General features: G+C 46.0%; 16 protein-coding genes. All 16 read right to left on the minus strand.

Translation table 11 applies throughout. The annotated features are described in order from the left end of the window. Window positions 1-257: 257 nt before the first annotated feature. Window positions 258-2633, minus strand: coding sequence for an RNA polymerase recycling motor HelD (helD, locus tag AB4111_RS05870; RefSeq protein ID WP_442030814.1), 2376 nt, complete (start codon window positions 2631-2633; stop codon window positions 258-260). A gap of 244 nt (window positions 2634-2877) precedes the next feature. Beyond that, window positions 2878-3339, minus strand: coding sequence for a pyridoxamine 5'-phosphate oxidase family protein (locus AB4111_RS05875; RefSeq protein ID WP_442030815.1), 462 nt, complete (start codon window positions 3337-3339; stop codon window positions 2878-2880). Window positions 3340-3473: 134 nt separating this feature from the next. Beyond that, window positions 3474-4541, minus strand: a complete 1068-nt coding sequence (locus AB4111_RS05880; protein ID WP_253433510.1) for an FUSC family protein — start codon at window positions 4539-4541, stop codon at window positions 3474-3476. 297 nt (window positions 4542-4838) lie between these two features. Beyond that, entirely contained in the window at window positions 4839-5510 is a 672-nt protein-coding gene (locus AB4111_RS05885; protein ID WP_442031586.1) for an HD domain-containing protein, read from the minus strand. A gap of 55 nt (window positions 5511-5565) precedes the next feature. Continuing rightward, complete coding sequence (locus AB4111_RS05890; protein WP_442030816.1) at window positions 5566-7005, minus strand: NAD-dependent malic enzyme; 1440 nt, start codon at window positions 7003-7005, stop codon at window positions 5566-5568. Window positions 7006-7211: 206 nt separating this feature from the next. Then, entirely contained in the window at window positions 7212-9284 is a 2073-nt protein-coding gene (locus AB4111_RS05895; protein ID WP_442030817.1) for a beta-galactosidase, read from the minus strand. An 87-nt stretch (window positions 9285-9371) separates the two neighbouring features. After that, a complete protein-coding gene (locus AB4111_RS05900) occupies window positions 9372-10457 on the minus strand; it encodes a glycoside hydrolase family 53 protein (RefSeq protein ID WP_442030818.1) in 1086 nt (361 codons plus the stop codon). A gap of 32 nt (window positions 10458-10489) precedes the next feature. Beyond that, window positions 10490-11368 carry a carbohydrate ABC transporter permease gene (locus AB4111_RS05905; RefSeq protein WP_076326910.1) on the minus strand — a complete coding sequence of 293 codons (879 nt, stop codon included), beginning with the start codon at window positions 11366-11368 and terminating at the stop codon, window positions 10490-10492. Between the two features lie 29 nt (window positions 11369-11397). Beyond that, window positions 11398-12288, minus strand: coding sequence for an ABC transporter permease (locus tag AB4111_RS05910; protein WP_442030819.1), 891 nt, complete (start codon window positions 12286-12288; stop codon window positions 11398-11400). A 190-nt stretch (window positions 12289-12478) separates the two neighbouring features. Next, window positions 12479-14170 carry a sugar ABC transporter gene (locus tag AB4111_RS05915; protein ID WP_442030820.1) on the minus strand — a complete coding sequence of 564 codons (1692 nt, stop codon included), beginning with the start codon at window positions 14168-14170 and terminating at the stop codon, window positions 12479-12481. Between the two features lie 123 nt (window positions 14171-14293). After that, window positions 14294-15922, minus strand: coding sequence for a response regulator transcription factor (locus AB4111_RS05920; RefSeq protein WP_442030821.1), 1629 nt, complete (start codon window positions 15920-15922; stop codon window positions 14294-14296). Window positions 15923-15978: 56 nt separating this feature from the next. Beyond that, window positions 15979-17748, minus strand: a complete 1770-nt coding sequence (locus AB4111_RS05925) for a sensor histidine kinase (protein ID WP_442030822.1) — start codon at window positions 17746-17748, stop codon at window positions 15979-15981. 297 nt (window positions 17749-18045) lie between these two features. Beyond that, window positions 18046-18744 (minus strand): hypothetical protein, encoded by a 699-nt coding sequence (locus tag AB4111_RS05930; RefSeq protein ID WP_442030823.1) that lies wholly within the window; start codon window positions 18742-18744, stop codon window positions 18046-18048. Window positions 18745-18921: 177 nt separating this feature from the next. Continuing rightward, window positions 18922-20454, minus strand: a complete 1533-nt coding sequence (locus AB4111_RS05935; RefSeq protein ID WP_442030824.1) for an ABC transporter substrate-binding protein — start codon at window positions 20452-20454, stop codon at window positions 18922-18924. A gap of 133 nt (window positions 20455-20587) precedes the next feature. Then, a complete protein-coding gene (locus tag AB4111_RS05940) occupies window positions 20588-21496 on the minus strand; it encodes a carbohydrate ABC transporter permease (protein ID WP_017689303.1) in 909 nt (302 codons plus the stop codon). A 17-nt stretch (window positions 21497-21513) separates the two neighbouring features. Continuing rightward, a complete protein-coding gene (locus tag AB4111_RS05945) occupies window positions 21514-22500 on the minus strand; it encodes an ABC transporter permease (protein WP_076208980.1) in 987 nt (328 codons plus the stop codon). Window positions 22501-22681: the final 181 nt, after the last annotated feature.

The raw sequence follows: 22681 nt of genomic DNA on the forward strand, positions 1-22681 counted from the left end.
AGTCCAGACCTCATGTGTAAAGAAAAATAACATCCATTGTGCTTGAATACAAATTATGGAGTCACATTTATCCACAGAACCCAATCCTTACGAATTCACGTTAGGTATTTTCATTGAATACGATCACCTATATGGCTGGAACCTCATCATGTATTCTTCCCTCGCGAAGTTAGCTTCTTCCCGATATATGTATCATATACAGAAAGGCTTCCGTTCCACTGAACGGAAGCCTTCTTCATGCACATGAACGTGATATGTCAGTCCACTTGCGCAGCAGACACCTTGCCAAGATCATACCATTCTTCCGACTGCGAGGTAATGAACGGACTCGGGGTGCCGACGCAGTAAACGTGCAGCAGATGCATCGCTCGCGTACAAGCCGTGTAGAACAATTTGCGTTCATGCTCATGGGCGTACTGCTCCGCAGAGCCGTCATAGATCAGGACAGCATCGAATTCCACACCTTTGGCCAGATACGCCGGAATGACATGAACACCCTGTTCAAAAGCCAGCGTCGTTTTCTTGATTAACTTCGGTGCTGTGGGCAGTATCTTGCTCAATGCAGCATGCACCTCTCTGCTCTCTTCGGCGGTCTTACAGATCACTGCAACTGATTCATACCCTTCCTCAATCAAGTGCTTGAGATCTGTCGTGATGACGTTCATATGACGCTCGGAATCAGAAGAAACGATAACTTTGGGCTTCTCGCCGCTACGGTTAAATGGAATAATCTCTTCCCCACCAGGCACCATGCCACGGGTAAACTCCACGATCTCCCGGGTAGAACGATAGCTCCTGGTCAGCTCAATTACCTCTGTATTGTCTGGACCGTACAGGTTAGTCAATGGTCCTGTTCCACTAAGGACTGAAGAGTGGGCATAGATAGCCTGATTGAAGTCACCGAGTGCTGTTATTTTCGCCCGAGGGAACAATCTCTTCATAAATGCCAACTGAAACGCAGAATAATCCTGAGCTTCATCAATAATGACATGACGAATATTGGAGTTAATATGGAATCCAAGCATGAGCTCACGCAGGTACAAATATGGCGTAATATCTTCGTATGCCAACTCCTGGAGCTTCAATCTGCGTAAAGTCATCCTACAGATTTCATCCCATTGGGCAGGCAACGCTTCGTCACCCAGTAGTCGCACCATCTGACCCTCATCGTTGAACAGATGTGCATATAATTGTCTTATATCAACGAATCGCAATGACTTGATCCATTTCCGTAACGGTTTGAGTCGGTCACTGACCACCATACGTGCCAGAATTTCTCTTTCTTGCTCAAAGTCATTAAACGTATGGGTCTTTCCTTTCTGCTTGCGCTTTAACCGTTGGTATGCACGTTGCAGATCCTCCGGCTCCATCAGATCAAGCTGCTGATCGACCCAAGGCGCATCCAGTTCACCTTTACCAAAGGCAGACAGTTCTTTCAGCATCCAGTCTCGCAACATCTCCAGTCGGCTCACCAGCTTAACGGATGACTCAAAACTGTAGAATTTCTCAGCCATAGCCTCTGACGTGACAATTGCTCGGCCCTGGAAGCGAACCGGCTTAAATTTCATGCCACCTGACAGCATGCTTTCTTTATAACGCGTAATGACTTTCAGGAAAGATTCCGATGACTTGAACCGAATGCTGGACATGCGAACATCATAATCGGGATCTTCCGTTCCCGTAAGTACATATTCGAGCTGAATAAACGGATCTTCCAGTTGATATTCACGACCCAAACGACGCTCCAGATACTCCTGGAAGGTCGTTTGCAACATGTTTTCCTCCCCAAGCTCAGGCAGTACCGTGGAGACATAACTGTTGAACATCGGGTTTGGTGAAAAAAGAACCATCTGATCCGCTTGCAGATGCTCGCGATATTTATAGAGAAGATAGGCCACACGCTGGAGCGCCGCGGATGTTTTGCCACTGCCGGCTGCGCCTTGCACAATGAGCATACGTGTCCGGTCATTGCGAATAATCCGGTTCTGCTCCTTCTGAATGGTCGCTACAATACTCTTCATCTGTGCATCCGAAGTTCGACTAAGCACAGCCTGCAACAACTCATCACCAATCGTAACTCCCGTGTCAAACATGAAGCGAATACGTCCGTCCCGAATGACAAACTGCCGCTTCATTTCTATATCACCGCTGATCTCCCCGCTTGGTGTATGATATGTGATCGGACCCGGTGCTCCGTCATAATACAGGTTCGAGATTGGCGCACGCCAGTCGTACACCAGAAAGGATTCTTCCTTCTCGTCCAGCAATGAGGCAATACCCAGATAAATGCGTTCTGCATTCGGATACCCGTCTTCCTTGAAATCAATACGGCCAAAATACGGCGAATGATGCAATCGTTTCATTTTGTCCAAGGCAGCCGCTGTATTCAGATGGCTGCGCTCCCGATCGGACAGGACCTGTGACTGCTGCCGCATGCTGGTTGAAGTTTCCCCCACATCGTCCGCTTCGCTAAAGTTCATTGTGACTTCGTCCCAGAAGTCTTTTCTCATTCCAACCACTTCGTCCCGGAAGGAACCGACTTCAGCTTCTAACGTGGTGATCTTGCGCTCAATCTGGTTGGTCACAGTATTGACCCGTTGTTGTTCCTCATTCCACTGCTGCTCTGTACTCATATATTAATAGCCCCTCTTTCCCCGGATTGTGTCCTCAAAATCCCATTTGACAAGCCCGAAAAGGCAATGGTATAATTATTAGAAAGTAAACATTTTAATTATATGTTAATTAGTTCTAATTTTCTGAAAACCATTTTTTATTGTACCAGTGACAACGTCCCGATGCAAGCGGAGGCGTTTTTTGTTGTTTTCTTCTTCATTATTACCCAATCACTGGGTCCTCAACTGATAAAACTGCTTATGCCTACTTTCGTAATTCTTCAATCGTCTCTTGCCAACGTGTAATCGCTCCAAGTTCATCTTTTAATTGAAAGGTTATTCCTGAAGTGATCTCCGCATATGGCGCGTGATCCACACGTACTTGGAGCACCTGCGCTTCAAAACGATCTCTCGGATGAACAGCCCCCTTCATCTTAGGCAGCAATTCTACTTCTATACGGATATGCAGCAATCGATTTCCTTGAACCGCAATCAAGGTAGCCTTGCCTGTTTTGCTCATGTTCATACTGGTCTGTGTACCCTGCCATAGAGCCAGTCTGAGCTGATGCGGATTTAGCGCAATCACTTCCCCCATACTAATCATCGCCTGATGCGGCCACTGATCCTCAGATACGGTCAGCAGCTGCATGGCTTCGTGTTGTTTATGCTCCAGATTTGTCCCACTCAACCACTCCATTAGTTCAGCGTCCAATTCCTCTATAATCATGTCTATCCCTCAGTTCGTTAAAATTCATTCATGGCCGTTCAGCTGTATGTATGACAAAACAACCCGGACACGATTGTCCGGGCAATGTTGTAGTTCCATTGTATATGATCGTGAAGCGAGTATGCAATTCGCATCTAAGGCCACTTAAGCCAATTCAAAATCTTGTCCTGTGATTCTTTGTCTTCACTGGAGCTATGCACATGCTCGGCAAGTCGATTCAGACGTTCCAACTGATATCCGTAATCATAGATTGCAGCAGCCACGATCGACAATCGTAACATCCCTTCCTTGTCGATATCAAACTGGGTGATCGCCTGCTCCATGAAACGGTCATTATCCAGTACAAACTGTGCGGCCTCTTCCCCGTTCGGTTTCAGCTTATCCTCGAACTTAAGCAATGCATGCTCATGGAATTTGATAACCAGTTCCAGATGAGAATCAAAAAACTGATCCATTGCTGTTGTCCGTGGTGCCTGGAAATAGTGGCGTTCCACCGAATCCAGCACTTCGTAGCCTTTTTGCAGACTCAGCAGCATCTGTTTATAGACTACCATCTGCCGGGTCTCGCTGAATTTCGAACGTTTCATTTTCTTTTGTTCCTCTTCGAACAAGTTATACTTGTCGGATAGCGACTTGATGGAGCCACCCAGATTGTTCTTCTCTTCCCGAAACACAACCTCCTTGATCTCATCCGAGATTGATGTTCGCAGAAGTAACGACATGCCGCTGAATACACTCTGGATTTGCCTCACGAATTGTATCTTCGGTTTCGGTGGAAATACCGTAATGTTAATAAGAAACGCGGATACAATACCTACAAGTGTCAGCAGAAAACGATTGAGTGCAAAGTGCCAGTCACCCGAAGCCTCCATAATGGATACAACCGTGACCAGTGTCAGCCCAACCGTCTCACCCATATTCAATTTAAGACAAATCATAATGACAAGTACAATAATTAATCCAACAGCGATTGGCTCATTGGACAATACCATGCCGCCTACCAGGGCTACAATCGCTCCGAGTGTGGTCGTTTGCAGCTGATCCAGGAAGTATTTCCAAGAACGATAGATGGAAGGCTGCATCGCGAATATAGCCGCGATTGCGGCAGGCACAGGAGATTGCGGGTTCAAAAACAGGCTGCTAAGGTACAAGGCAAGCGTGACCGCAATTCCCGTCTTAAGTACACGAGCACCAAATGACATGGCGGTGACCCCTCCTCTTTACCGAACCTGAAATTTTACGTTTGATAATCATGTTCATTATTACCCCATATTTCTTTTTTTGCCTGAATACATTCAGGAGAACGATTTATTGTACCATGGAAGACCTTCCGTTGCCATGTCATAAGTCAGAGGTATTACGAATTGGATTCATTTATGTATGTTAATACACATTATTAACCTAAAAAGAAGCAAATCTTCAAAATGGATTTTCACCACTTCGAAGATTCGCCTATGTTTATTTTACCTCTAAGGAATACTCATACGTATTATGCCTGCCTAACGGTCTGTGCCCGCCCACTCCCTTTTGAACTGATCCACGAACTGCACCATATAATCATGACGCTGCTCGGCCATCTCCTTGCCATAAGAGGTATTCATCAGATCCTTGAGCTTGAACAACTTTTCGTAAAAATGATTAATCGTTGTGCTGCGCCCATTCCGATATTCCTCACGGGTCATCTGCTCCCGCGGTGGAAGGGACGGATCGTACATCTCGCGTCCTCTCGCTCCCGAAAAGGCAAAGGTGCGTGCGATGCCAATCGCACCCAGCGCATCCAGACGATCTGCATCCTGTACAACCTGTGCTTCAAGCGAATTGACCGCAGTACGCTGGCCTCCCGCATATGAGATGGTGCTAATAATACCCACGACCTTATTACGTATATCCGGGTCAAGAGGCTGGGTATCCAGCCAGTCATTCAGTTTCGCCATTCCAGCTTCCAAGCTCTCATTCAGCTTCTCATCCGGTACATCATGTAATAATGCAGCCAGTTCGCAGACATATGGATCTGCACCCATGCGGTGAGCGAGTTCGACCGCAAGTGCAGTTACCCGTTCGATGTGCGGCCAGTCATGACCATCACTATGCTTGGATGAGTCACCTTGAACAAAAGAACGGGCGGCTCGCAGAACAGCCTCTCCTGCCGTTATTTCATCTAAATTATGCATATGCCCTAATTCTTCCAGATTCAAACTGGGAGGTTGAAGGGGGTTATCTGACATCTTACGATTCCCCGCCTTCACGGGACTGTTCACGAGGAATACGTCGCGCCACACCCGTTTTAACAGCCGCTTCAATCACGCGACTGCGCATCGATTTGACCACTTTATCATTGAACACACTCGGAATAATGTAATAACGTGTACGCTCTTCGTCCGTAATGGCTGAAGCAATCGCTTGAGCGGCTGCCAGCTTCATTTCTTCATTAATTTCGGTGGCTCGGCAATCCAGAACTGCCCTGAAGATGCCCGGGAAACATAACACGTTGTTGATCTGATTCGGATAATCGGATCGTCCTGTTGCCATTACCGCTACAATCTCTTCCACCAAGGCAGGCATAATCTCAGGCACCGGGTTCGCCATCGCAAACACGATTGGATCTTCTGCCATGGTCTGCACATCTTCACGAGTTAACAGATTCCCGCGGGACAGGCCAATGAACACATCGGCTCCGCGAATGACATCACGCAACGAGCCAGTCTCCAGTTCGGGGTTAGTACGAGCTGCATAATCAGTCCAGACTTCATTCTCATAGGTTTGTGTCTTTACAATCGCACCCTCACGATCGACACCTATAAGCCGGCTGGCTCCCGCAGACAATAATATGTTACTGCATGCTACACCTGCTGCACCGATACCACAGACCACGATCTTCACCTCATCAATGGACTTGCCAACCAGTTTGAGCGCATTGATCAGACCGGCATATAGGACAACCGCTGTGCCATGCTGATCATCATGAAATACCGGAATATCCAATTCCTCATTCAAACGACGTTCAATCTCGAAACAGCGTGGTGATGAAATATCCTCCAGATTAATGCCGCCAAAACCAGGTGATATCGCTTTCACAGTACGTATGATTTCCTCGGTATCCTGTGTGTCCAGGCAGATTGGGAAGGCATCCACACCTGCAAACTGTTTGAATAACATCGCTTTACCTTCCATGACGGGCATCGCTGCACGAGGACCAATATTACCAAGTCCAAGCACGGCACTGCCATCCGATATGACGGCCACTGTATTCCGTTTAATTGTCAATGAGAAGGCTTTGCCAGGCTCTTCTGAAATGGCTGAACATACACGAGCCACATCCGGAGTGTACACACGTGACAGATCTTCCCGGTTGTGAATCGGGGTCTTTGGTGTTACTTCGATCTTACCGCCCAGATGAAGCAGGAACGTCCGATCCGATACGTTAATAATGGACACACCTTTAAGCTGGCGCACCCCTTCTATAATTTTACTGTTATCTTGCGCATCTGTAACGGCGACAGTCAAGTCGCGCACGCTTACATCCTGATTGGTGGAAATCACGTCGATGGCAATGATGTCTCCCCCAGCTTCCGAGATGGCCGAAGCCACTTCGCCAAACTTGATATCCTTAGTTGTCATTTCCAGTCGAATAATAATGCTGTTACCATCCAAATTTCTTTGATTCATTTCCATTCCTCCCAGACTGAAAGTCTTGAGTTACATGTTACGTGTTTGTCTTCGCTGCGCGGACACGTTTATCCTTTATCTTGTCCAGAAAAAGTGGTTCAACAGCCAAATACATAAAATAAAAAAGATGCCCTAAACACCAATGTCAGGCGTTCAGGGCACTTTTTTAGTATTTTAACTCCGTTTATAACGTAAGGATGAACCTATTATTTCCGGGCAGCCGGTCTGCGCAGAACACAAATGTCATATGGCTTCAAGCTGAGACTTGTTTCCACGGCATCACCACTGAGCAGATCGGTATAGGACTGTCCATCTAGTTCAACCAGCTTCTCATCTGGTGTGTAGTTCTGTACAAACACATAATCAGCTGTACCATCTGTACGCGTATGTGCCGTTGTTCCGGCAGGCAGCTCGGTTTCAAGTCCACGCTCAATGTTCAGGTCAGCGATTAGTTTTGCATAGAAATCATCATAGAATGGTGCTTTCAGACGTGTCGCTACATAATATGCTTTTCCTGTACCCAACTGGTTAACCGTCAATGCCGGACGTCCGGCATAGAAGTCAGAACGGTACGTAGCCAGGGACTTCGCGCCTTCCAGATGAATCAGATCACACAGTTCAATTGCATCATACGCTGTATTGAGCTGAAGCTCATTGCCCTTTTCCGGGATGATTCCGTTCAGATCACGATCATGCAGTCCGTCAATTTCCTCGGACCAGATGCCAAGTGTCTTACGCAGTGGGCCCGGGAATCCACCCAGGAAACACAGATCGTTTTCGTTAACAATACCAGACCAGTAAGTTGCTACAAACGTACCGCCTTGTTCTACAAACTTCTCAATGCGTTCCCCGACACCTTCACGTACCAGATAGAGCATTGGAGCAATCAGCAACTTATACTTGGACAGATCTGCATCCATATCAATAACGTCTACAGCGACTCCCTTTTTCCAGAACGCTTCATAATGCTCTTCCACGGTCTGCTCATACTTCACACCGATATTACGCGGACCCTGGGAATCATTAACGGCCCAGCGGTTTTCCCAATCAAATATGATTGCAACTTCTGCCGGAACCGCTGTTCCTACAATAGCTTCCATACCTTCAAGAGCCGTTCCTACGTCGGTGACATCTTGGAACACTCGAGTGTGTTCCGTTCCTACGTGGTCTACCACCGCACCATGCAGTTTCTCACTGGACCCCCGGCTTTTTCTCCACTGGAAGTACTGAACACTATCGGAGCCGTGTGCCACAGCCTGGAGAGAAGAGAGCAGATGCATGCCCGGTTTTTTCAGCTTGCTGACATCTTGCCAATTCGTCGAACTTGGAGTACTCTCCATCAGCAAGAACGGCTGACCGCCTTTGATGGAACGAACGATATCATGCATCATTGCGATACGGGATGCCTGTTTCGCGTCGTCATCTGCATCATGCCAAGTCGGATAACTGTCCCAAGAGAGGAAATCCAGAATATCAGCGAACTTCCAATAGTTCAGACCGCCATAGAATTCCATCAGGTTTGTTGTGACTGGCAGATCAGGATTCTGAGCTTTTAACGGTTTTGTTTCATGCACGATAAAATCAGCTGTCTGATCCGTAACGAAACGGCGCCAGTCCAGATTCATTGCGTGTACCTGTGTCTCACCGTGTGGAGCAGGAGATTCCACTTGACTCCAGTCTGTAACCGTATGGCTCCAGAATGTGGTCCACCACGAATGATTCAGTTCATCGAGTGTTTTATACTTATTCTGAACCCAACCACGGAACGCTTCCTGACAATAATCACAATGACAGTCTCCGCCGAATTCGTTTGAGATATGCCAGCCGATTACAGCCGGATGATCCGAATAACGCTCTGCCAGTTTTGTGTTGATTGCAGTAACCTTCTCACGGTATACCGGGGAAGTATAACAATGGTTGTGACGGAAACCATGCAGATTGCGGACACGATTCTCGGATACGCGGAGCACTTCCGGGTACTTCGCGGACATCCAGGCAGGTCTAGCACCACTTGGTGTAGCCAGGAAGGCATAGATGCCATTTGCTGCAAAACGATCCAACACCTGATCCAGCCATTCAAACGTGTACACGCCCTCTTCCGGCTCAAGGGATACCCATGAGAAGATACCAATGGACATTACGTTACATTTGGCAAGCTTCATCAAGCGAATATCTTCTTCCAGAACTTCAGGATAGCGGAGCCATTGCTCCGGGTTATAGTCTGCGCCATGCAACATGTGCGGGGCTTTGGAACTTACAGGTGGAAATTTGTATGTCATAAGGACAACTCCCTTGCTTTATTAATTACATTTTTTTAGTTTATAAACGATAACAACTAATTCATAGACGATATGTTTTACGCTAGATTACACGTATGTCACGGTAGCTGATTCTTCTACAGTAGCTAGCGCTGTAAACGATTCCAACTTACGACCTTTAAAATCAAACATGGTGAGGTTACCCCAGTTATTCGGATGACCGACGGACCATTCTTCTTTACTTGGTATCCAGGCAGGTTCCCAATAATAGAATCCGTGCCCCAAACCACCAGGAACTTCGCGGATAATCTGCAATAGATCCTTCAGATATTTGGTCTGTCCCTCTACACTTGCAGGGTATCCTGGCAACAACAATTCTTCCTGATTCAAAATCCATTCGATACCTTCCGGCTGCTCCAGCGTCCATGGATAAGCAGTTTCAACCACATTGACAGGTTTGCCATAACGTTCAGCCAGATCATGAAGATTGTCGCGTAATGCATCAAGTGTACCGTGCCACCAAGGATAATACGATAGTCCAATGATATCGAACTCCACACCCAGTGCTTCAAAGCGATCGTAAAACTTGCGGCTCTCGGCGTTATCTCCACCACGATCAATGTGTATCATAATCTGAATATCCGGGTCAACCGATTTGACCGCAGCAATTCCGTACTTCACAAGGCCTGCAAAACGCTCCCACTGTTCATCCGTATCATGCTCTTCTCCACCAACACGTCCCTCATTCCATAACATGCCTGGCGTAATCTCGTTGCCGACCTGCACCATGTCTGGAAGGGCATCGTGTTCCTTCAACGTTCTCAGAACATCAGCCGTATACATGCAAACCGCACGTTGAAGCTCTTCATAGGACAGATTCTCCCAGGCTTTCGGCTTCCATTGATTGGCTGGGTCAGCCCAGCGATCAGAGTAATGGAAATCGAGTAAAAACTTCAAGCCCTGTTCCTTGATCCGTTTGGCTATCTCCACCGTACGCTCCAGATTGCAGAATCCACCAACAGGATCATTCCAGATTCGAAGTCGAATCGCGTTAGTGTCATTGAACTTCAGGATGGACAGCAAGTCTTGTTCCTTGCCATCCACATCACTGTAGCTCCCGCCATGCTGTTCGATTTCATCCATAAAAGACACATCCATTCCCAGAACGAATGTCTTTTCCGTCAAGTTGCTCACTGTATCAACCTCCATTAATTTGGGGTACAGGCTCAGCCTTTAACTGAGCCCAACGTCATACCTTTGACAAAGAAACGTTGCAGGAAAGGATACACAATCAAGATCGGTGCACTTCCGATGAAGATCTGAGCTGCCCTTACCGTAGTTTGAGAGAGAGCTTCCATTTCTTTTGGATTCATGCTCATGCTACTCATATCACGTCCAATAATGACCGTTTGCATAAATGTAGCAAGTGGGTAATCCTTGGCGTTATTCATATAGAGCAATCCATCAAACCAGGAATTCCAGTGGAACACCATACTGAACAATGCAATGGTTGCAATGGACGGCATCGAAATGGGAAGGAAGATACTGAACAATGTTCTGAAATGGTTAGCTCCATCCATCAGCGCTGCTTCCTCCAGCTCTTTTGGAATACCACGGAAGAAGTTCAGCATCAGAATGACAAGGAATGTGTTTACTGCCCCTGGGAGTACCAGTACCCAGAAGGAATCCATCAACCCGATCTTCTGGATAACCATATAGAATGGCACCAGTCCCCCGTTGAAAATCATGCTGAATACAAAAATCCAGGAGTAGATCGTTCTGCCTTTGAACTCACTATTTTCTTTGGACAATGGATAAGCCGCCAGGAACGTAATCAGCAACGTAATGGCTGTACCGATCACTGTACGCAGAAGTGAGATCCAGAGCGAGTTCAAGAAAATTGGATTGTTCATCGTTTTTTTGTATGCCTCAAGTGAGAAACCTACGGGCCAGAGATTGACCAGATTGGCATCGGCAGCAGCCTTTGTACTAAAGGATACTGCCAGTACATGAATCATCGGTACGATACACATGATGGCGACCAAAATCAGAAAGCAGGTATTGACTATATTAAACACGCGATAAGGCAATGATTTATGATACATCGTGGTCCCTTCTTTCTCTGTTCATTCGTTTAGAATATGCGGTATCCAGCGTATTTTTTGGCTAGGCTGTAAGATACAAGAATCAAGATCATGCTAATAACTGATTTGAATAATCCGATCGCTGTTGCGAAGCCCATCTCACCGTTTTGCATCGCAGAACGATATACGAAGGTATCTATAATGTCGCCCGTTTGATATACGAGCGGGTTGTACAGGTTGAAAATCTGGTCAAATCCGGCATTCAGTACGTTACCAAGTGCCAGTGTTCCCACAACCATCAGCATCGGCACAAGCGAAGGAATTGTAATGTGCAGTGTCTGTTTCCAGCGTCCTGCTCCGTCAATTTCCGCTGCTTCGTACAATGCTGGATTAATTCCTGCAAGGGCAGCCAGAAAGACAATCATGTTATAGCCAAATTCTTTCCACACATCTGTCAGAATGACCGTAGATCGGAACCAACTGTTGTCTCCAAGGAAGAAATATGGCCCGAGTCCAAAGGTTCCCAGAACCCGGTTAACCAAGCCGCCTGTTGACAACAGATCTATCAAAATCCCGCCCAGGATGACCCAGGACAAGAAGTGAGGTAAATAGACAAGTGTTTGAATCGTTCGCTGTATAGCCATCTTGCGAACCTCATTCAAAAGAATGGCAAAAATAAATGGAACAAATAAATTAAAAATCAGTTTAAGTACAGCAATAATCAAAGTGTTCCAGATGACTTGTAAGCTGTCTTCACGTTCAAACAAATATCTAAAGTTGTCCAGCCCGACCCATTCAGAACCACTAATTCCAAGCCATGGCTTGAAGTTCTGGAATGCCATAATGATCCCGCCCATAGGCACATAACTGAAGATAATCAGAAAGATAATGGCTGGCAACAGCATAACGTGGAATGGCCAAGTGCGTTTCAAAGTTCTCATGATTGCTCCCCCTGTATTTCTTCCTACTCAAGTACTCCCTGAGTGGCTTATAATGCGATTATATCAACCTTTTACGGGGTCCAAACAGCACATAAAAGCAATATAAATGGCACAAATTCAACCACTTTGCCTCAGCTTGAATAAACAAAAAAAAGCGCCCAGACGTTAGTCGTCTGAGCGCTGCTTGTAACTATTTTTTCACACTGTCATACCATTCGTTAACCTCTTGCGTGATTTGGTCACCGCCACCCGATTTCCACGTTTGTACAAATGTATCAAACGCATCAGCCGGATTTTTGCCATAGATAATTTCATTAAATGCTTGATTCTCGATTTTGTTCAGATAGTCCAGCTTGGATTTCATCGTCTGTGTTGTTGGACCTGTGAACATGTTTTTGAAGGAAATTTCTTCTTGGCTCAGTAACACTTTTGCTGCAGCAGGAGTTTCTTTACCGTAATTGACAGCAACGTCTTTCTCAAGCTTCGTTTCAGGCTCTTTGCCATTAGCCAAATTCATCAGAGCTTTCATCTGGGCATCTGGAATACGAGCACCGTCACGAACAAGTAAATAACGTACTACGTTCACGTATCCGCCTTCGATCTGGTCAATCGGCATCTGTTTTCCATTTGCATCCAATTGGTAGTCATAACCTGCAAACAGACCGTTATCATAAGGGCTGCCCGGTGCTGGATCTGCATAATTGTCGAAGAGGTAATTCTGATACGTAAAGAATGCTTCTGGGTGTGCCATATCTTTTTTGATCAACGTAACACCATTCACGAACTGTGTTCCGTGACGCATCGCTTTGCCTTTAGGACCGGTAGGAATTTCAATCGGTTTCCATACCGCACTCGGTACATTTTTCACTGTATCGAGAAGTGGCCACCCACTCATCCAGTAAGGTCCTGGAATAATGCCGGCAGTTCCTGCAACTGCTGGCTCTGCTGTTTTGTTCTCATCCCATAATGCTGCTTCTTGTGGGATATATCCTTTTTTGAGCCATTCGCTCAATTTGGTCAGACCTTGCTTCATACCCGGATTGATGGAGCCATACTCCAACTTGCCATCCGCAGCAAGATTCCATTGTTGAGGTAAGGTGCCATATGCACCAAATATCCAAGATACATCTCCCATCCAAGTGTTCATGGATGTTTTGAAACCAACGCTGAGCGGAGTGACTTTTTCAGGAGCCAAGCCGTCCGGGTTATTATTTTTGAATGCTTCCATAACGGTTTCCAGCTCATCGATTGTTTTTGGTGCTTTCAGATTCAACTTGTCCAGCCAATCCTGGCGAATCCAGAGCAAGTAATCATTGTTGTATGCGTAGTCCAGAACAGGAATACCCATTCTTTTGCCATCACGACTATATTGGTTCCAGACGTTAGGATCTTGCTCCATCGCTTTTTTCCATGTGTCTGAAGCATATTTGTCGAACAGTGGACCGACCTCTTCGTACATGCCAGAGTCGATCAAGTCTTGAGCAACGAGATTGTCCGCACTACCAATCGTCACGATATCTGGCATTTCCTGTCCAGAGGACATAGCCAGACGAAGTTTAGTTGCAAACGCACTGTTTGTGTCTGTTACTGACCAGAGCGCGCTGACATTAATCCCGAATTTTTCCTTGGCCCACTTGGTTGCCACGTTATTTTCCATGGATTCGCCATTTTTAAACTTCAACTCAGGATCGATTCCCCATGCTGTTGTAATGGTTACTTCCGGATCATACTTTTCTTTGTATTCGTTTTGGGTTCCAGATGTACTTGGTGTTGCACTATCTCCGCCCCCACTGCCTCCTGAACATCCTGCAAGAACGACAGTTAGACACAGCGTTGTAGCGAGAAGCGTCAAGAATCTCTTTTTCGTTGATTGCGCTCTCATGTTGTTCCCCCTTAAATCGTTTTGGTTACCCTTTCATTATAGGCTGACCAGGCCTTTGAGCCTATGATACGAAATCAAGATTTCTGCACCTTTGCCAACCTATATTCTGGAATGTTGTTGTAATTATGACTGATCCCGAAATTCATTGGGTGTCATACCATAATGCTTTTTGAACATTTTGCTGAAATATTGCGGATTTTGATAGCCAAGTTCACTCGTAATCTCGTATATTTTTTTGTTGCTATTCTTAAGCAGATACAGCGCACGCTCCATGCGCATACGAATCATGTAATCCCCGAGACCTTCCCCTGTCTCTGCCTTGTAAATTTTCGATAGATATACGGGGTGTAAATATACCTTGTCCGCAATCATCTTCACTGACAGATCCTGTCCTGTATCTCTTGTAACCAACTCCTGAACCTGCTTGATCACATGTCTGCGGCTCTGCACACCCTCCTGATCGGACAACTCTTCCTGAAGCTTCGCCAGCATCTCGGTGGCCCAGCGCCGCAGCTTCTCGGGGGATTGAATCAACTGATGGGCAAGGAGCAGATCGAATCCCGCATGATCAATCTCATGCACCAGATGTCCCTGTTTATGGGCGATATACATGAATGCATTGGTTACCGACAGATACATCTCATACACATGTTCTCTGGACAATCGTACTTGTTCTGCCGCGTCAAAGACCGTGTTCAGCTTACGCGCCGCCGCTTCCCATTGCTTGGTCTCAAGCAATTGCGGAAGTACAGGCGGTTTGTACAGCTCTTCGAGGGCCTGCGCCGCATCATTCTCCGATCTTTTGCCGAGTGCCTGATCCATGTCCATATATATAATCTTGTGTTCTTCCGGTCCTGAAAGGACAAGGGAACCCAGACTTTTTCGATAAGCTGCTGTCAATTCATTAAAGGGAAATGACGGTGTAACGACCATGGACAGATCTCCCTGTAAATATCGAATGACATGCTCACGGAAAGTTTCAGCTGAGGTTCTCAGCGTCTCCAAGTCCATCTGCGGAGCTTCGATCTGTCCCTGATTCTGTAAAAACATCACCAGACACTCATGAGGTCCGCGACCAAACCACACGTTAAATTGCTCTCCGAGCACTTCCTCTGCAATATTACCTACCGCAAAATCCATCAGATCCAGAGACTGCTGGTCCATTGATGAGAAGCGTCCTGTGAGACGAATCAGCATCATCACAGCCGATTGTTCCGGGTCAATATGAATCTCATATTGTTGCAGTTGTTCCCGAAGTGCCCGCGCCGTGATCTCACGCCCCAGCAGCAGATCATGCATCAGATTTTCCCGCAAAATTTTATAGTCAGACTTCCGACTGTATAAAAGCCGGTGGTATTTATCGAATTCATCCCACTCATCGCGAAGAGATGTGATGGCTGCCGACACGGAACTCATAAATTCATCATCATTTACAGGTTTCAGGATATAATCCGCTGCCTGTAATTGAATCGCTTTCTTCGCATAAGTAAAATCACTATGACCGGTCAGCAAGATACAGCGAATATGGGACCAACGCTTGCTTACCTCTGCAATCAGATCCAGTCCGGACATGCCAGGCATGCGAATATCGGTTACCACGATATCTACTGCATTTTCCTCCATAATCTCCAGCGCTTTTTTACCGGAAGCGGCACGAAGCACAGTCGTTACTCCAAGCTCTCCCCAGGGGATTGTAAGTTCCAGACTTTCTGTTACATACGTTTCGTCATCTACTAGCAGTATATCTATCAAGCAAGTCACTCCCTATCTCGTTCGTTATGCACTAAGTTCAATTTCCCACCATGCTCTCACATGTTCTCGATGCTATCTTGGCTATCTGGGAGAAACTCCTTCTCGGCAGGCCACGACAGTGTAACCCGTAATCCACCAAGTTCCGATTCCGTTATATCAAGCCCTGCCTGCTCCCCATACCGAAGCTGGAGTCTCTGATTCACATTCCACAGGCCACAGCCCATCTCCTGATCCATCGTTCCCCTGAGCTTAGTCAGAAGCGCCTCACGTGCCTCCTGTGTCATGCCTTGCCCATCATCTTCAACCACAAGAACCATGACACTGCCCTGTTTTTCTCCAGAAACCCTTATTTCTCCGGCTTCCGCATCTGCTTCGATACCGTGTATCACCGCATTCTCCACTAGCGGTTGCACAATCAGGGGCGGTACCTCCTGTCTCAACATCTCTTCAGACAGATCAAGCTTGTAATGAATTCGGTCCATACGCATCCGTTGGATCTCCAGATAACAGCTGACAAATTCAATCTCCTCTGTCAACGGTACTACATCCCGCTCCTGCCTTGTCGTATACCGATAATATCGCGAGAGGTTATGCGACATCGCTACAACCGCGTCCATACGCTTCAGCTTCGCCATACTCGTAATGAAGGAGAAACAATTATAGAAGAAGTGCGGGTTAATCTGCGATTGCAGCTGCTTCAACCGGGCTTCACGCACATGAATCTGTTCCAGGTAAACGTGTTCAAATAACTGCTGGATCTGCTCCACCATCAAGTTGAACCGTTCAGACAGAAAACTGAATTCATTGCGGCCCTTCGGCTTAATCCTCACTGAATAATCTTCCTGCTTCAACCGCTGGAACCCGCGAATGAGTTGTTTCACTGGTACCTGCACCTGTACATATAACAAGTACGCCACACCAAAACTCATCAACAACAAACAAATCATGGAAGAATAGAACAGCATATTTGATTGATGAATGGGCTTCAGAATATCTGATAGCGGCATATAGTCCACCAAATACCAGCCTGTTGTACTGGATTTCACCGTGTTGACCATGTAAGGCTCGTTCCCGATCACCACTGTACGATTATCAACGTCCTGAAGTTTATGGATGGACAGTTCTTCCATCAACTGATTCGTTAATGAACGATCTGACGTCCGGTTATAGATAACACCCGATTCTTCACGGAAATAGAAGGGATCATGCCTGCCATCGTCCTTGAATTTATCCAGCATATCCCGAATGTTATCACTGTCAAACTCCAGTTTAATAATCGTTTCCGCATTATTAGCCGGGTCTTTAATACCGTATGGAGATACCGTAATCCAGCTAAACATGAACCGATCATCTTCCCCATCCTGAATTTTGCGTACATCCCAGCCGGAACTGATATTTTCCCTTAGCGCTTCTTTATCGTAAGAACGTGCGTCCCTTTCAGAAACCACCCTGCCAAGCGAAGGAGAATACAGATATAATTTCGTGGCCCAATTGGATGAGCTTTCCTGAATACTCAGCTTATTCTGAATACGTTTGACCAGGTTGATCGCATCCAGATCAAAGTAGTTACTGTCCGCATAGATTCGCTTGAAGCTGGCAATATCAGGATCATGTATGAGCAGATTCGGCCATGAGGATAACAGTTCGATGTGTGTGTTCACTTGATTTTGGAAAAATTCAAGCTGGTTACTATTCGATCGATTCAACTCATCTCTGAGAACAGCTGTTGTTTTGTGATTGGAGTACCAGTACAAAAGCACTACAGGAATCAGCATAATCAGAATAAGAATGACCATTTTGGAAAACAGGTTTGTCCGATATGACATCTTTTCATCTCACCTTGCCTTAATTTGTCGTGACATTAATTGTAATGATGTAAGCGCTAAAGACAAACTATTTTTTGAGACAAACTGATTCATTATCTAGCGTAAGCGTTACCAATTCAAGGGGGAAGGCGATAAAACCAATATATCTGCACTAAATGCAACTTCCACGCACAAAAAGAGCCAGCGATTAGCCAGCTCTCTATCTAATTTCAGTATATATCTTTAATTTTTCTATTCGACTCAAATCTTATCCACTTCTGTTTATGTAATTATTCTTTTTTTCTATGAAAATATCAACTATGGAATATCGTAATCAAATACCGTATTCGCTCCATCCACGCCTACATCCAGCACAATATCCATAAGTTTCCCATTGACGAACAGAGGGGATTCCGCTTTCCCGTAAAACTCCAATTTACCTTTAAACGTTCCATGGGGTTCAATCTCAACATGTACTGGTCCTAATTGGACAGACCGCAAGGCTTCCAATAACGGATCGTCCTTGAACTTATAACTGCGTGCGAGATCAGGCAATAACACAGCGGATACGGGATCTCTGCCGTAATTTTTGAGTGTCAGGTCACAGGTTGCTCGGGTCTCCCCCGTCTTCAACACGTTAAAGGTACAAGAGCTTGCGTTCTGTACATAGGATACTGCATCTATGCCTTTAGCTCCCCAATTGGCTATATACATGAATTTATCCGTCATGTACGAGTAGCTGAGAACAAGAGCGAGAACGACAATCCATAACCCTTTTGCAAGACCGGGGAATGATTTCCCGATTTCTTTGCGTGTAAGGTAGAAGCCGCAAGCAAAGATTCCCATCCCCAGGAAAAGTGTGATATGTACACCACTTAAATAAGACGTAGTATACGGTGATATACCTATTGCTGACAGCATGGTATCCCCAACAGAAAAACCAAGATGATGGTTAAATGTAAAGATAATAGCAAATAGCAATAAAGCCCCTGAGAACACAAGTCTGGTTCTCGACACACGAACACCCCCTAATCAACCACCTTATTATATCATATTTTTCCTATTTATGATTAACAATCCAAATCAAAAAAACAACAATAAAAAGAACGTCTTCGGTTGTTCACCGAAAACGTCCTCCATATTTGCCATCGACAAGAGCTTGTAGATCACAAGTCCCTCGATCATAGCTAATGATTATTTACTTTTGGCAAGGAATGCATCAAGTTGTTCCTGTTTGGCTGCAATAATTTTATCAATTCCCGCTGCTTTCAATTTCTCCAGATATTTCGGAATCATCTCATTTGGATCAACGGCGCCCGATGTCATACCCGGCTTGAACTGTTTGTTCACGTTGTTGACCGCCGCAATTTCATTTTTGACAGATTGGCTGTTGAATGTAAAGCCCAGTGCTGGCGACTTCACACCTTTGGCGTTAAACTCTTTGAACTTCTCCCATTTCTGTGGATCTTCATTATCCCAGAGGAAGTTCAGGAACTGGTTACCAAGCTGCCATTGGGCACCAGGGTTATAGGTACGACTGTTGGCATCTACGCCATCAGGGAGAGCAATGATATTATCCTGTCCGTCTTTTTTCACATAATGAGTACCTTCAATTCCGAAGTTCAGCAAGTTGTTAATTTCCTTGTCGGAATGCAGCAGGTTAATGACCTGCATCGCTTTCTCCGGTTGCTCGGAAGAACGGGAGATTGCAAGCATCGCTCCAGACGCATCACCCGTCGTGATTGTCGGCTGTGTCATCTCAATCTGAGTCAGTGGGAAACCCACATACCCTTCTTCTTCTTTATCCTTGCCTGGCTTCATGCCATCGGTCCAGAGAAACGCTTTTCCAGCCTTCGCCTGGTCTTTCGGGAACACATTGGACGTAGCAGCATCACTATTGATATATCCTGCTTGATACCACTTGCGGGCGAGTTCGGCCGCTTCTTTGAATTCAGGGGTCTCCACTTCATTCAGCACCGTTGTTCCGCCTGCTGTTTTGGAGATGACTCCAGGTACGGAAGCATCACCGAGATAATCCCAATCCAGATTCTCCAACAGCCCGTTACCATTGGTGTTGGACATATAGAATGGTGTGATAGCTGGCTCGTTTTCCTTGATTGTTTTGAGAAGTGGTTCCAGATCAGCCCATGTCTTTACAGCTGTCAGGTCCAGCTTATACTTGTCAGCCAGATCTTTACGTACCAACACACCACGTGTGGCAGCAAGTTCCTTATTCGTAGGAACGCCGTAATTCACGCCGTCTACCTGGGAACCTTCCAGAAAGGCAGGGTCCAGGTTTTTCTTAATATCCTGACCATGTGCATCAAGCAGTTCATTCAAGGGTAAGAATGCGCCTTTAGCTACATTCACCGTGTAGTTCTGCCAAGCTGCTGTGAAAATAATGTCTGATTTTTCACCTGAAGAAATCATGAGATTCAGCTTGTTATCCCATTGCCCCCAGTCAATCGCATTGATCTTAAGGGTGGCTCCAATCTTCGGCTCCATCTTTTTGTTAATCTCGGCTTCCACCAGAGCGACATCCTTCTGTGGTGTTCCTGGGTAGAACAGTGTCACTTCATAGGGTTTGCCCCCACCTTCACTTGCTCCTCCGCCCTCTGCGTTAGGTGTTGTTGTTCCACCCTTGTCTGATGAGCAAGCTGCCAGCACCAGGCTCAGCGCCATAACCGTTGCCATCATGCGTGACCATACCTTTAATGATCTAACCAATTGAACCCCTCCTGTCATGTGTTGAACCATACATCCGATTTCCCCAATTCACAATTAAACCTGTTGCTACTTCTGTATATGCCCTTTCAGTCCATCTTCATTTACCTTGCCCTCTCCGCTAACCGGTTCAGAGTTATCCCTTCACAGCGCCAACCGTAAGACCTTTGATGAAATAACGCTGGAAGAACGGATATGCCAGTACAATTGGACCAATACCGACTACAGCCATCGCCATTTGCAGAGTTTTGTTAGGCAGATTCAGCAATCCACCCTGCGACGAAATCTGTGAAGAGACGTTGGAATTGGTTGTTAAATATTGAATATCGAGCAGCGTCCGGTACATAAGGTACTGAAGGCTGATCGTCCGGTTATCTGATATAAAAATCATGCTAAGGTACCAGTCATTCCAGTAATTCAATGTACTGAACAACGCGACGGTTGCCATTACGGGAAGAGAGAGCGGAAGTACGATACGTGCAAACGTTCTCAATTCTCCCGCACCATCAATCCGAGCCGATTCCAGAATAGACACCGGAATGGAGTTCGCGAAGAATGTACGCATGACCAGTACAAAGAATGGGGATAGCAGTAGCGGCATAATGAGTGCCAGTAGGGAGTTCTTCAGATCCAATACGTTGACATAGACCAGGTACCAAGGTACCAGACCCCCATTGAACAGCATCGTGAAGAAGATGAAAAAGGCGAACCAGCCCCGGTAAGGCAGATCTCTCCGTGAGAGCGGATACGCATACAATGCGGTCAGCGCAACACTTGTAATGGTACCTACAACGGTAACGATAAAGGATATACCATACGAGTGAATGATCTGATCCATATCTCTGAACAGAAACTCATAAGCCGTCAAGCTGAATTTCTCTGGAATAAGCTTATATCCATTGGCAATTACGGTTGTCTCGTCCGAAAATGAGATGGCGAAGACAAGCAGGATCGGCACGATACAGGCAATGGCATAGAATAGAAACATCGCATGAATAACGGATGCGGAACGCTTCGATACGGCTAGTGGATCACGTGATTTCACAGCTGACTTGCCTCCTCTCAAAATAATGCATTATCTTTATCTATTCGCCTTACGATGGTATTGGATACAAGAACCAGCACAAATCCAACGATTGCTTGGTATAGACCAGCTGCTGATGACATCCCGATATCTCCACCGATAAGGAACGTACGATATACGTAGGTATCCAGTACATTCGTTACAGGGAACAGCGCCCCTGATTCCAATGGAACCTGGTAGAACAGACTGAAGTCAGCATAGAATATACGGCCAATCTGCAATAACGTCATAATGACGATTAATGGGACGAGAAACGGAATGGTAATGAAGCGTATCTGATGCCATTTGGTTGCGCCATCGAGCACAGCTGCTTCATAATATTCTTCATCGATGCCCACGACAGCTGCCAGATAAATGACGGCATAATATCCAATATTTTTCCATGTGTTCACCAGTGGCAAAATATACGGCCAATACTTCGGCTCTGAATACCAGTCGATCGGCTGACCGCCGAACATCTGCAGAATCGTTGAGTTCATGAAGCCTGAATCCTTGCCCAGGAAAGCCAGTACCAGATAACTGACTACAATCATGGACAGGAAATACGGTAATAGCATAAGTGATTGATATAACTTGGACATTGCCTTGTTCTTCACTTCATTGAGCAGAATAGCAAGCCCGACACCTACAAAGAGATTCAGTGCAATGAACACCGTGTTATACGCGAGTGTATTTCGGGTAATTTCCCATGCATCACTGGTTGAGAACAAATATTTAAAATTGTCCCATCCACTCCATGGGCTACCCCAAATACCATCAGCATAGTTTACATTTTTGAATGCGATCAGAACGCCGAACATCGGCATATAGTTGTTCACCAGCAGAAACAGGACACCTGGCAAGAACATGAGATACAGCACCTTGAATTTGCCAAGATTGTGCCACACAGACTTGCGCTTTCGGACTGTTTCTCCCGGTATTTCCGATATCCGTACTCCCTTACCCGCCTGGGGTTGTGTCTTCATAACTTGTTCTCCCTCACTCCTCTTGAATTCTTCCTCAGGATGAAGCTCCGTTGCGGCTCCTGTGGTTCAAGTATACGGCGGGGCGAGTAAGACCTCTATCTGCTGTGGTGACCTGTTGACTTATCAAATTATGACTTTAGGACGTGTCTGAAAACTCCGAAGGAAGCAGATTTTGCCGAGT

The organism is Paenibacillus sp. 2KB_22 (assembly GCF_052115745.1).
In the GTDB taxonomy this organism is placed as follows: domain Bacteria; phylum Bacillota; class Bacilli; order Paenibacillales; family Paenibacillaceae; genus Paenibacillus.

Bases quoted from the DNA above. Each gene is read 5' to 3' on its own strand.
- AB4111_RS05895 (WP_442030817.1), bottom strand. From the start codon at position 9,284: ATGACATACAAATTTCCACCTGTAAGTTCCAAAGCCCCGCACATGTTG.
- AB4111_RS05880 (WP_253433510.1), bottom strand. From the start codon at position 4,541: ATGTCATTTGGTGCTCGTGTACTTAAGACGGGAATTGCGGTCACGCTT.
- AB4111_RS05915 (WP_442030820.1), bottom strand. From the start codon at position 14,170: ATGAGAGCGCAATCAACGAAAAAGAGATTCTTGACGCTTCTCGCTACA.
- AB4111_RS05925 (WP_442030822.1), bottom strand. From the start codon at position 17,748: ATGTCATATCGGACAAACCTGTTTTCCAAAATGGTCATTCTTATTCTG.
- helD (WP_442030814.1), bottom strand. From the start codon at position 2,633: ATGAGTACAGAGCAGCAGTGGAATGAGGAACAACAACGGGTCAATACT.
- AB4111_RS05885 (WP_442031586.1), bottom strand. From the start codon at position 5,510: ATGCATAATTTAGATGAAATAACGGCAGGAGAGGCTGTTCTGCGAGCC.
- AB4111_RS05905 (WP_076326910.1), bottom strand. From the start codon at position 11,368: ATGTATCATAAATCATTGCCTTATCGCGTGTTTAATATAGTCAATACC.
- AB4111_RS05945 (WP_076208980.1), bottom strand. From the start codon at position 22,500: ATGAAGACACAACCCCAGGCGGGTAAGGGAGTACGGATATCGGAAATA.
- AB4111_RS05890 (WP_442030816.1), bottom strand. From the start codon at position 7,005: ATGAATCAAAGAAATTTGGATGGTAACAGCATTATTATTCGACTGGAA.
- AB4111_RS05875 (WP_442030815.1), bottom strand. From the start codon at position 3,339: ATGATTATAGAGGAATTGGACGCTGAACTAATGGAGTGGTTGAGTGGG.
- AB4111_RS05910 (WP_442030819.1), bottom strand. From the start codon at position 12,288: ATGAGAACTTTGAAACGCACTTGGCCATTCCACGTTATGCTGTTGCCA.